Consider the following 11,669-nt stretch of genomic DNA (forward strand, 5'->3'; position numbering starts at 1 on the left):
GTTTCGATCACCTGACCCTGTTCCATCACCGCAACATAATCACACACAGTTTCAATGACATCCATTTCATGTGTCACCATGACAATGGTAATGCCTTGTTCTTTATTAATCTTTTTAAGCAAATCTAAAACAGATTTGGTGGTCTGCGGATCCAGTGCTGAAGTCGCTTCATCGCAGAGTAAAATTTTCGGATGATTGGCGAGGGCACGCGCAATACCGACACGCTGTTTCTGACCGCCAGACAGTTCATCCGGGTAAGCATCTTTTTTATGCTTAAGATCAATAAACTCGAGCAATTCCGCTAAACGTTTTTCACGCTCGGCTTTGCTCCAGCCCAACAGTTTCATTGGCATTTCGATATTGGCTGCGACAGTTTTGCTCTGCAACAAATTAAAATGCTGAAAGATCATACCAATATTGGCACGTTCTTGACGTAATGAACGTGCATCCAATGCAGTAAAGTCTTTTTGATTAATGATGACTTGACCATCATTTGGTCGTTCGAGCAAATTAATCAGGCGGATTAAGGTACTTTTACCCGCACCACTATAGCCAATAATGCCAAAAATACTGCCATCTGGAATCTGTAAATTAATTTGATCCAGGGCACGAATTGTTTGACCTTTAAGCTGATAGTGTTTTGAAATATTTTTAAATTCAATCATATGGTCAAAAACTATCTATAAAAAGAAAAACAGGCAAAGAAACTTTGCCTGTTTAGATGTACCAATTATATTACTATTTTGCTTCAGTGAGATAGCTAATCGGTTTATTTACGTCAACTTTAGTGCCAGCAAATTTTTCCTGAACAAATTTTTTCACGGCTTCGGTGTGGTAAAGCGCGCCTACTTTTTTCAGCACAGGGTCATTTTGATGGTCAGCTGCAACAGCAAGAATATTGACATTCATTTTGGTGCTCTGGTCGATTGGCTCATAATAAATAGAGTCTTTCAGCACATTCAAGCCACCTTCCATTGCCAGGGTATTACCCAATACAATTGCATCGACTTCGTCTTTCACACGTACAGCAGTTGCCATCTGAATAGGTTTAATCACAATTTTTTTGTTGTTTTCAACAACATCAGCAGGTGTGCCTTTTACATTGTCAAAATTAGGTTTTAACTTAACCAAACCGGCAGATTGAAGTAACAATAATGCACGTGATTCATTTGCCCCATCATTAGGAATGGCAATGGTTGCACCTGTTTTAAACTCATCCAGTTTCTTCACTTTACTTGAGTAAATACCCATTGGTTCAAGGTAAGTAGTAGAAAGCGGGGCAATCTTGTCTTTATTGGACTCGTTGAAAGCAACCAGATAGGCATAAGACTGGAATGCATTCACATCAATTTCTTTATTGGCTACAGCAGTGTTCATAGACACATAGTCAGTAAAGTTTTTCACTTCTAGCTTAATGCCGGCAGCTTTGGTTTCCGGAAGGGCAGCAATATAACGCCAAACTTCAGCATCCGAACCTGTAGATGCCATAGTGACAGTTTGTAATCCCGAAGAATCTTTATTTTGAGCGGCATCAGATGCAGGTGCTTCTTGTTTGCCGCAGCCAGCTAAGCCAACGGTTAAGCCTAGTACAAGACCAAGGAGCTTTTTCATGTATTCATCCTAAGTAAATTTAATTTTGGCTTTAAATTTACGAATCTATTGTATTGAGAGATTAAATCAAGCTTGAATCAGTAAAAACCGATTGATGCATACGACTTTAAAATGACCTGAAATTCAATGCAATCAGATATCAGTCGCATAACCTGATCAATGCAAAGCTGAGAATAGCAAGTCTCGCTGTATCAAAGCAGCTTTGTTCATTCAGGCTAACTTTAAATTTGAGTAATGATAGCAATTTTTTATTATGCATAATAGTAATTATAAATCTGATACTTAGCTTGATTTTATATAAGAAAGTGAGATGTTTTAATAAATTAACTCATAAAACAATAGATTAAATTTATTACAATGAATAAAACTGATAATTAAAAGAATTTTGTTTCTATATAAATTTTTAGAAAATACAAAGATGAAAAATGGATAAGTGCTAATTTCATATTTTTAATTTTATTTCTTGATGTTTAGGGGGGGGCTTGTCGCTTAAATTCAAAATAAAAAGAACCTAGTAAATAGGTTACTGAAAAATAAGAGAGATGGGAGAGGAGTACAGGTTATTATACGAAATATTGCTTTTAAGAATTGGGCGATTATTCAGGAAATGAAGCGTTGAGAAATCAGAAAAATGATAAAATCGACAGCTTTTTTAACGAAATTATTGGCAAAAGGTTTCAATGTTGATTAGAAAGAAACCAATTTGTTTCAAAGTTGGCTTTTCGGGTTTACGTCTCCGATTTCCTATATTATAACTACTATTATGTTAAATAGACTCAGAATTCGATGAAATTTCTTTTATAATAAATGAAAATTTAGGGTATTTAAAATAATGAAATTACTAAGCTTTATACTATTATTTGTTAGTAGCAGTTGTTTTGCTTTATCTAGTGACGAATTTGATCAACAGTATCGAAATTTAAATGGTGAACTCAATAAAGCCATAATTAATAATATGATCTATTCTAGGGATTATGATGATAAAAAAGTTCCATTTTCAGAAAAACTGGAATCTAAAAGTAAGTGGTGTGACTTAACCAAAGCTAGAGTAAATTTATTAGATTTTGTGATTCAGAATTTCTCTGCTTATAAAGCATGGGTGAAGCAAAACAATCTTGATGATGATTCTAGTTTGGATGATTTTAATAAGTTTCATGAAAATCAGCAGAAATCATATATTGGTTGTAAGCTAAACCTTGAAGAATACCGATCAAAAATGTGATTAAATTATAAAAACTAAAATTAACCTAATACACCTTATACGAAATAAATTTTAGTTATTTAAAAACATTTACTTAAGTATAGTTTAAAACAAATTGGATTTTTTAGAGTGAAATATCACATTGACTGTCTTAAATTTAGAGCTTAAAAGTTTATTGTTATAAATAAAAAACCCGCATTAAGCGGGTTTTTTATTCTTAATTTTAATTAAGCATTTTCACGTGCAATTGCGCGGTAACCAATATCTTTACGATATTGAACGCCGTCAAAAGTCACTTTTTGGCAAAGTTCCAAAGCTTTTGCTTGTGCTTCACCAATCGTATTGCCGAGTGCAGTCACACAAAGTACACGACCACCAGCTGTTACGATATCACCATTTTCATTGGCTTTTGTACCTGCATGGAACACTTTCGCATCTGCCATTTCAGTGTCTAAACCTGAAATCACATCACCATTGCTTGAAGTTTCAGGGTAGCCACGTGATGCAAGTACGATACCAACAGTTTTGCGCTCATCCCATTCAGCTTCCCCAGGAAGGTTACCTTCAATACCAGCTTCAACCAAATCAACTAAAGATGATTTTAAACGCATCATGATCGGTTGTGTTTCTGGGTCGCCAAAACGACAGTTGAACTCGATCACTTTAGGTTGACCTTGTTCATCAATCATCAAGCCTGCGTATAAGAAACCTGTATAAACATGACCGTCTTTTTTCATACCTGCAACGGTAGGACGCATCACTTCATTCATGGTTTTTTCAAAGACTTCAGCCGTTACAACTGGCGCAGGAGAGTAAGCACCCATACCGCCAGTATTTGGACCTTGGTCGCCTTCGAAGATACGTTTGTGATCTTGCGAAGTTGCCATTGGCAAGATGTTGTCGCCATCAATCATACAAATGAAAGACGCTTCTTCACCTGCAAGGAATTCTTCAATCACCACACGTGAGCCGGCATCACCAAATTTGTTGCCTGCAAGCATGTCATCAATCGCATCGAATGCTTCCTGATTGGTCATGGCAACAATCACGCCTTTACCCGCAGCAAGACCATCAGCCTTGATCACGATTGGCGCACCATTTTTTTCAACAAATGCTTTTGCTGCATCTACTTCAGTGAACACGTCATAGAAAGCAGTTGGAATGTTGTGGCGTTTTAAGAAGTGCTTGGCAAATGCTTTAGAGCCTTCAAGTTGTGCAGCAAATTGAGTTGGACCCCAAATTTTAACGCCAGCTTCACGACAAGCATCCACAACACCATTTACAAGTGGTGCTTCAGGACCAACAACCACTAAATCAACCGCATTGTTTTTTGCAAAGTCGATAATTGCTGTATTGTCTAAAATATTTAAGGCAACATTTTCGCATTTATTTTCTGTTGCAGTACCTGCATTGCCCGGTGCTACAAATACTTTTGCGACTTTGTCATCTTGCGCGATTTTCCATGCCAATGCATGTTCACGACCACCATTACCCAAAACTAAAATATTCATCGGTTCATACTCCATGAATCGAAAATGACATAAAGTCCTCAGCCTAAAAATAGGAGAGGACTTTATGAAAGACTTAAAGTTAATAATTCTTAAATAACAATCTATTATCTAAGTATATCAAATTTATTAATCACGACGGCGTCTTTTCAATAAAGTCTGTAATGCTGGAATAACCTTCGGTTCGACCTACTTTTCTTACGGGAAAAGTAGGCAAAACCATTGTCATCCGCAAAACTCGTCATTGTTCATCAATGATCAAGTGCCTCGCAGAAACTTTATATATTTTATAAATTTCTGCCTCGAACAGTTGCGGATGACGTTTCCGCGTATCCTTATTTAGGATATGAAATTATTGAAAATTTATGTCTTAGTGACGGAAATGACGCATGCCAGTGAAGACCATTGCAATGCCAGCTTCATCAGCAGCAGCAATTGTTTCTTCATCACGCATAGAACCACCCGGCTGGATAATGCATTTGATACCCGCTTTCGCTGCGTTATCAATACCATCACGGAATGGGAAGAATGCGTCAGACGCCATTACAGCACCTTCAACTACTAGACCAGCATGTTCAGCTTTAATCGCAGCAATACGAGCAGAGTTTACGCGGCTCATTTGACCTGCGCCCACACCAATGGTTTGACGGTTTTTAGCATAAACAATGGCGTTAGATTTCACGTATTTCGCAACTTTCCAGGCAAAAATCATGTCGTCAATTTCTTGCTCAGTTGGTGCACGTTTGGTCACAACTTTAAGATCATCTTTCGTGATCATGCCCAAGTCTTGGTCTTGAACCAGTAAACCGCCGTTTACGCGTTTGTAGTCAAGTTGCGATTGACGCGCATCGATTGCTGGAAGTTCACCACAAACTAAAACACGTACGTTTTTCTTCGCACCAGTAACCTCAAGAACGCCTTCAGCAACGCTCGGTGCAATGATCACTTCAACAAATTGACGATCTACAATGGCTTGCGCAGTTGCAACGTCTAATTCACGGTTGAATGCAATGATGCCGCCGAATGCAGATTCAGGATCTGTTGCATAAGCAAGGTCATAAGCAGCTTTGATACCGTCTAAAGACACTGCAACACCACATGGGTTGGCGTGTTTAACGATCACGCAAGCAGGTTTCGCGAATGATTTCACACATTCAAGTGCTGCGTCAGTATCTGCGATGTTGTTATAAGAGAGTTCTTTACCTTGCAGCTGTTTCGCAGTTGATACAGATGCTTCAGTCGCATCAGCTTCTACATAGAAAGCAGCAGCTTGATGTGGGTTTTCACCGTAACGAAGGTCTTGTGCTTTATTCAATTGAGTATTGAAAGTACGTGCAAATTTGTCTGCCTGACCTTCCTCGACACCTACGCGAGCGCCAAGGTAAGAAGCGATCATGCCATCATATTGCGCAGTATGTTCAAATGCTTTAACCGCCAAGTCAAAACGTGTTGCGTAAGATAAAGCACCATCAGCTTTAAGCTCGGCAACTACAGTTGCATAGTCAGATGCATTTACCACAATACCTACAGATGCATGGTTTTTTGCAGCAGCACGAACCATAGTAGGACCGCCGATGTCGATGTTTTCAATCGCATCTGCCAGTGAACAGTTCGGTTTTGCAACAGTTGCAGCAAATGGATAAAGGTTAACTACAACCAAATCAATTGCATCAATGTTGTGTTCTGCCATCACAGCTTCGTCTAGACCGCGACGAGCCAGGATACCACCATGAATTTTCGGATGTAGTGTTTTTACACGGCCGTCCATCATCTCTGGGAAACCAGTGTGCTCTGAAACTTCAACTACGGCAACATTATTGTCTTTTAACAATTTGTATGTACCACCAGTAGATAAAATTTCTACCCCAAGAGCAGCAAGGTCTTGTGCAAACTCAACAATACCAGTCTTGTCAGAAACAGAGATTAAAGCGCGTTTAATAGTCATGATCTTCGTCACAGTTTTCAAAGGAACAGATTAAAACAAATTAGCAAAATGCAGGTTAAAAAAAATGCCTGCGGAAGCCGCAAGCATTTTATCATTTATTCACTCATTAAACCGTGAGCTTTCAACTTTTTACGTAAAGTACCACGGTTTAGTCCGAGAATCTCGGCAGCACGTGTCTGGTTACCACGCGTATATTCAAGAACTACAGATAGAAGAGGCTTCTCCATTTCTGCTAGCACCATGTCATACACCTGAGAGGGTTGCTCGCCTTGCAATTGTGCAAAATAATGGCGAACTGCGCGATCTACGTGGATACGAAGAGCGACATCAGATTGTGCAGTAAAAATAGGAGATTTGCTATTCATGCGAATTAATCCGAAAAATCAAAATATCACTTGGGTAAAGAGATATATAAAAGTGGTCTATAAAAATTAAATGAACTCCAGTTTTAGATCCTAAAGCTAGAGTTCTAAAACTTGATCATTTAGCTTGCCACAACTCAACGTTTTTGATCGAAATTTAAGCGTAACAATAGATTAATATTTGTTACCAACCAAAATCAAAACAAAAAAATCTACTCGATACGCAATATCAAATAAAGCGCATTTCAGTTAGACGATTTTGTTGTGAAAATTATCGAGGAGTTTGTAGCACATAGCTTTCGTGGCGCGTATGATAGCATTGTCTAAGAAAAAGTGAGCAAGAAAACTGCATTTTTTTTACATTTTTTTGTATTTTTTAATAGTTTTTTTCAATATTACGGACGAATTATTTCTAAACTATAAGTGTCAAAGCTTTTGCGTGCTACCGGAATGCTAAATTTGAATTTGAAAGGACTATTCTGAGGGATTCGTTGAATTCCTTGAAGACTTTCAATTAAATATTCAGAAGGCATAAAGGAATAGGTCGAGATCGTTTCCCCATTCTCTTTCAAATTTACCTTGATCATTGGAAGGGCCAAACTTTGGGTATGATAGTTAATCAGTTCTCCAGTGAACTGGGTTTTTTGTCGGGAAATTTGTTTAACCTTTACCTTGTTGGTGGAGATCAGACGATAATTCTCTTCCATAATTGAACATTTAAATGCCTGACATGCAGTATTAAACAGAGCACTAATGACCGGACTGTTGTTTAAAATTTTCGGATTAAACCAGAAAAACTGCAAAATAAGTAAACTGACTAAACATAAGTTAATTATCCCCCATAAAACATAATGCCCCGCACCATATTTTTTTTCCTGTTCAGCTTTTTCTGACCAGTTCAGTGCGGGATAGTTGCCAATAGGATCAGTACTAAAATAATTTAAGTTATTCAGATAGGTCTTTAAATCAATATTTGAGTTTTCGACTTTACGATCGTAAATGTCTAATAAATGTTGTTCTGCTTTTTGATTGCCAATGAACAGATCAGACGACAGTTCATGAGATGCATAGGCTTCTTGAACTGGATTTAAAGATGAATTTGTTTGAGTGGCAGTAGAGAAAGTTTCTTCTTTGTCTACCACCAGATGGGTCAAGGCATTAAAATTGGTTGAGCATTTTGCACAACAAACCATCCCGCGAGCAACTGTAAGTTGAGCCACAGAGACTTTGTACTTGGTCAAACAGTTAGGGCAGGAGGTTTGTTTTTCGCTCATAGTCTATTCAAGGTTTGCTTGGGTATTTTGGCGTTTACCCGAAATTCGACACCAATGTTCGTCACGTTTTTCGATTTGCAGTATATCAAAAAATTCAGAATAAACACTAGAAACATCAGCAACTTGCTCTTCTAATATACCGGCAAGTGCGAACTCTCCCTCAGATTTAACCAAAGTTGCGAATTCAGGCGCAAGGGCCATTAAAGGACCTGCAAGAATGTTGGCAACAAACACATCGGCTTTCTGATCCTTCAGTTCTTCATTGAACTCGTCTGGCAGACCTACAAACAGATTTTCCAGTACACCATTCAGTTCGGCATTTTGTTGGGTCGCCAACACAGCTTGCGGATCAATATCAGTGGCATACACTTTTTTTGCACCCAGCAATAAAGCGGCAACGCCTAAAATGCCTGAACCACAACCATAGTCGATCACAATTTTATCTTTCACATCGGTTTGACCGAGCCATTGCAGACAAAGGAAGGTTGAGGCATGGTTACCAGTACCAAAAGCCAGACCTGGATCAAGCTTAATGTTCACGGCATCAGCTTCCGGAGCTTCCATCCATTCAGGTACAATCCAGTATTTCTCGGCAATCTGAATAGGTTCGTAGGCATCCATCCAGGTACGTTCCCATTCCTGATCTTCAATAAACTCGTAACGTAATGGTGCCTCAGGCATCTGTGCAGTAATAAAGGTCACTAGCGCATCTACATCAATTTCTTCGTCTTCTTCCTGCGCATAGATGCCAGTTACAATCACTTTATTCCAGAGAGGCGTTTCACCTGGAAGCGGTTCAAGCAAGTCCTGATTTTCAGCATCATCTAAAGTTACGCTTACCGCACCTAATGAACTTAACAGGGTTTCAGTAAAATCAACTTGAGCTTGCTCAACAGTAATATGAATTTGTAACCACTTCACGGAGATAACCTAAATTTGTCTTTATAAAGATGCCATTGTAACGGAACTCAGGATGAAACCACTATATATTGATAAAAACTATCCTGAAAAAAGAAAAGGACATACATTGACGTCCTTTATTATGCAAGCTGAATCAGGTCGCTATAGGCGCTGGATGTGGCGCGATTTTATTCAAGAACATGCCAAAGAGCGCGGCGAAGATATACATGAAAATGGAATATACTGCAGCTGGCATGGCAACGGTGGAGTTCGCCATCACGGTCAGTGCAATAGTCATGGCCAGGGTGCTGTTGTGAATGCCAATTTCAAAGGCACAGGCACGTGCTTGTGCACTGTTAATACCGAACAGCCGCGGCAAGAAGTATCCGATACACAGGCTGAACATGCAGAACAGCGCAGTTGCAATGCCCACTTGAGCCAGGTATTCAGTAATATTCTGACGTTCACTGACAATTGCGCCAATAATAATGGAGATTAAAAATAGAACAGCGAAGATGCGTAGTGATTTATTTAATTTTTCTGTGAAATGTGGGGCATAGTGCCGGATCAGCATACCTATACAAACCGGGACAATGATAATGGCAAAGACTTGCAGGATTTTACTGAACTGTAAGTTAATCTGTTGTCCGTCATTGATAAAGTGTTGAATGGCAAAGTTGACAATAAGAGGTAAGGTTAGCGCAGCAATCACTGAATTAATTGCAGTCAGGGTGATGTTGAGTGCTAAATCACCTTTAAATAGATAGCTAAACAAATTGGCGGTACTGCCACCCGGAGAAGCTGCAAGCAGCATTAAGCCTACTGCCAACAAAGGAGGGAGAGCCAAAACCTTACACAGAACAAATGCAATACCCACTAAAAGGACTAATTGGCAAAATAGCGCAATTAAAACGGCTTTGGGGTGTTTTGTGACTCTGGCAAAGTCTCTTGGCGTGAGCTCCAGGCCCAAGCCCACCATAATAATAGCTAGCGCCAAAGGCAGTAAAATAGTGATGATTCCTGAATCCATTTGAAATCTCCTGTCTTATTTATTCTTGTTGAGTTAAGTTTTTACTGATTTTTTTACTATGCAGCTCTGGTGATCACATAGATGTATGAACAAATATATATATGGTTTAATACTCCAGCTTGATATCAATAACAAGGAGTGAATTTCATATATATGCCTCTGCAGCGAGGCATTTTCATGGTTGATTTTAGAAGAGTGAATGACAAAATTTTAAACTGATGACTCATATACGTGTTGATTAAAGTATTGTCTCAACAGGGCAGATGTCGTTTAGCCATTTAAAGTGCGTGTATTGGTTTTATTCAGCAGTTGTGGGTTTTTGGTCAGGATAAAACCAAATGCAAAGGCGAAAATATACATAAAAATAGTATAAATCCCTGCCGGGATCGCAATGGTGGTATTGGATAATACTGAAAGTGCAATTGTCAGCGCCAGACCAGTATTGTGAATTCCCACTTCAAAGGTACATGCACGAGCCTGTCTTTCGGAAACTCCAGATAAATACGGAACCAGATAGCCCACTAAAAAACTGATCAGGCAAAATAAGGCCATGGCAATGCCAATCTCGGTAAAATATTCAATGACGTGGAATCTTTCTATATACAGCGCGTACAACAAAATTAAAATTAAAAAGATAACCGAAAATAATCGCATCGGTTTATTCAGGCGAAATGCAGTTTTGGGGGTCAGGAAACGGATCAGCATCCCTATACAAACCGGAACAAAAATAATTAAAAATACCTGGAAAATTTTTTCAATAGGCATGCTAATGCTTTGCGATTCGCCTAAAAAATAATGCATGGATAAATTAACAATAAAAGGCAGGGTAAAAATGCAAATAATAGAATTAAGAGTGGTAAGGGTAAGATTTAATGCCACATCTCCCTTAAAAATATAGCTAATTAAATTTGCTGTAGGACCACCTGGAGAAGCAGAAAGCAGCATTAAGCCTACCGCCAAAAGTGGAGACGGTTTGAATAAAATACAAATAAAAAATGCAATGCCAACCAAAATCACTTGTTGTGAAAATAACGCTAAAAAAATAGCTTTAGGATGATAACGGATACGAAGAAAATCTTTAACAGTAAGTTCAAGCCCTAAACCAATCATCATAAAGGCAATGATAAGGGGTAAAAAAAGGGTAAAGAGTCCTGAATCCATGGAATATCCTTTTTTGTTTTTATCCTTTGATCTCCTTAGAGTTTAAACAAGATTTTTAAATAAGCAATATATGAAACGGGTAAAATTCAACTATTTTACCCGTTAATAATTTGAATTAATTTAACTTTTTATGGAGATTGTTGCGGTTGCATCTCAGGTTGTGACTGCATTTGAGGTTGAGTTTGCATTTGTGGTTGTGACTGTTGCATTTGCGGTTGAGACTGCATTTGCGGTTGGGATTGTTGCATTTGCATTTGTGATTGAGCTGAAGGACGAGGAGGCATGAAACCTAAAGCACATTTGCCTTTCACTTCAGTCCCGTTGATAGTCGCTGTGGTTGCACCTGTATCTCCACTACATGCGGTGCTTAGCTCAGCTTCATTGCCTGTAATGGAAGAATTTTTTGCAGAAGGGAAGAATTGAGGTTCACAAGTACCATTCCAAATAATACCGCGATATGCAAAACTGACTGGTGCGCCTTGGCTCTTTCCTTTACATACCTTTTGGTATCTTTGAGCATCATATACTTTTTCGACTTTATCATTTGCTGAAGCTGCAAATGGTGCAAGACACAAGCCACAGAGAATGGATGAGAGGACAATATTCTTATTCATCTTTTATACCTTTGTTAGTAATGTACCCAACCTATAGCTTAAAAAGTAATTAAAATTAAACAA

At 38.6% G+C, this 11,669-nt stretch carries 11 protein-coding genes; 1 reads left to right on the plus strand and 10 read right to left on the minus strand.

What is annotated here, in order from left to right; translation table 11 throughout:
- Positions 1-665: methionine ABC transporter ATP-binding protein (locus B4C48_RS02335; RefSeq protein ID WP_291353870.1), on the minus strand; the 665-nt coding region annotated here is incomplete at its 3' end.
- A 73-nt stretch (positions 666-738) separates the two neighbouring features.
- Positions 739-1,611: a MetQ/NlpA family ABC transporter substrate-binding protein gene (locus B4C48_RS02340; protein ID WP_291353872.1), complete on the minus strand. Its 873-nt coding sequence runs from the start codon at positions 1,609-1,611 to the stop codon at positions 739-741.
- 832 nt (positions 1,612-2,443) lie between these two features.
- Here B4C48_RS02340 and B4C48_RS02345 point away from each other — a divergent pair.
- The gene (locus tag B4C48_RS02345; protein WP_291353874.1) at positions 2,444-2,833 is read left to right on the plus strand and encodes a hypothetical protein; all 390 of its coding nucleotides are present in this window, start codon (positions 2,444-2,446) and stop codon (positions 2,831-2,833) included.
- Positions 2,834-3,039: 206 nt separating this feature from the next.
- On the opposite strand, the gene purD is transcribed toward B4C48_RS02345, so the two are convergent.
- The 8 genes from purD to B4C48_RS02385 all read right to left on the minus strand — a co-directional run bounded on the left by purD (position 3,040) and on the right by B4C48_RS02385 (position 11,606).
- The gene (gene purD / locus B4C48_RS02350; RefSeq protein ID WP_291353876.1) at positions 3,040-4,323 is read right to left on the minus strand and encodes a phosphoribosylamine--glycine ligase; all 1,284 of its coding nucleotides are present in this window, start codon (positions 4,321-4,323) and stop codon (positions 3,040-3,042) included.
- Positions 4,324-4,690: 367 nt separating this feature from the next.
- Positions 4,691-6,265, minus strand: a complete 1,575-nt coding sequence (purH, locus tag B4C48_RS02355) for a bifunctional phosphoribosylaminoimidazolecarboxamide formyltransferase/IMP cyclohydrolase (RefSeq protein WP_291353878.1) — start codon at positions 6,263-6,265, stop codon at positions 4,691-4,693.
- Between the two features lie 95 nt (positions 6,266-6,360).
- A complete protein-coding gene (fis, locus tag B4C48_RS02360) occupies positions 6,361-6,630 on the minus strand; it encodes a DNA-binding transcriptional regulator Fis (protein WP_001086304.1) in 270 nt (89 codons plus the stop codon).
- Between the two features lie 392 nt (positions 6,631-7,022).
- The gene (locus B4C48_RS02365) at positions 7,023-7,901 is read right to left on the minus strand and encodes a DUF3426 domain-containing protein (RefSeq protein WP_291353880.1); all 879 of its coding nucleotides are present in this window, start codon (positions 7,899-7,901) and stop codon (positions 7,023-7,025) included.
- A 3-nt stretch (positions 7,902-7,904) separates the two neighbouring features.
- The gene (gene prmA / locus B4C48_RS02370) at positions 7,905-8,822 is read right to left on the minus strand and encodes a 50S ribosomal protein L11 methyltransferase (protein WP_291353882.1); all 918 of its coding nucleotides are present in this window, start codon (positions 8,820-8,822) and stop codon (positions 7,905-7,907) included.
- A gap of 133 nt (positions 8,823-8,955) precedes the next feature.
- Positions 8,956-9,831: a bile acid:sodium symporter family protein gene (locus B4C48_RS02375; protein ID WP_291353884.1), complete on the minus strand. Its 876-nt coding sequence runs from the start codon at positions 9,829-9,831 to the stop codon at positions 8,956-8,958.
- Positions 9,832-10,101: 270 nt separating this feature from the next.
- Positions 10,102-10,992, minus strand: coding sequence for a bile acid:sodium symporter family protein (locus B4C48_RS02380; RefSeq protein ID WP_291353886.1), 891 nt, complete (start codon positions 10,990-10,992; stop codon positions 10,102-10,104).
- 128 nt (positions 10,993-11,120) lie between these two features.
- Positions 11,121-11,606 carry a hypothetical protein gene (locus B4C48_RS02385; protein WP_291353888.1) on the minus strand — a complete coding sequence of 162 codons (486 nt, stop codon included), beginning with the start codon at positions 11,604-11,606 and terminating at the stop codon, positions 11,121-11,123.
- Between the last annotated feature and the right edge of the window lie 63 nt (positions 11,607-11,669).

This window comes from Acinetobacter sp. UBA3106 (genome assembly GCA_002365595.1).
Classification (GTDB): domain Bacteria; phylum Pseudomonadota; class Gammaproteobacteria; order Pseudomonadales; family Moraxellaceae; genus Acinetobacter.

Bases quoted from the DNA above. Each gene is read 5' to 3' on its own strand.
- B4C48_RS02340 (WP_291353872.1), bottom strand. From the start codon at position 1,611: ATGAAAAAGCTCCTTGGTCTTGTACTAGGCTTAACCGTTGGCTTAGCT.
- B4C48_RS02345 (WP_291353874.1), top strand. From the start codon at position 2,444: ATGAAATTACTAAGCTTTATACTATTATTTGTTAGTAGCAGTTGTTTT.
- purD (WP_291353876.1), bottom strand. From the start codon at position 4,323: ATGAATATTTTAGTTTTGGGTAATGGTGGTCGTGAACATGCATTGGCA.
- purH (WP_291353878.1), bottom strand. From the start codon at position 6,265: ATGACTATTAAACGCGCTTTAATCTCTGTTTCTGACAAGACTGGTATT.
- fis (WP_001086304.1), bottom strand. From the start codon at position 6,630: ATGAATAGCAAATCTCCTATTTTTACTGCACAATCTGATGTCGCTCTT.
- B4C48_RS02365 (WP_291353880.1), bottom strand. From the start codon at position 7,901: ATGAGCGAAAAACAAACCTCCTGCCCTAACTGTTTGACCAAGTACAAA.
- B4C48_RS02375 (WP_291353884.1), bottom strand. From the start codon at position 9,831: ATGGATTCAGGAATCATCACTATTTTACTGCCTTTGGCGCTAGCTATT.
- B4C48_RS02380 (WP_291353886.1), bottom strand. From the start codon at position 10,992: ATGGATTCAGGACTCTTTACCCTTTTTTTACCCCTTATCATTGCCTTT.
- B4C48_RS02385 (WP_291353888.1), bottom strand. From the start codon at position 11,606: ATGAATAAGAATATTGTCCTCTCATCCATTCTCTGTGGCTTGTGTCTT.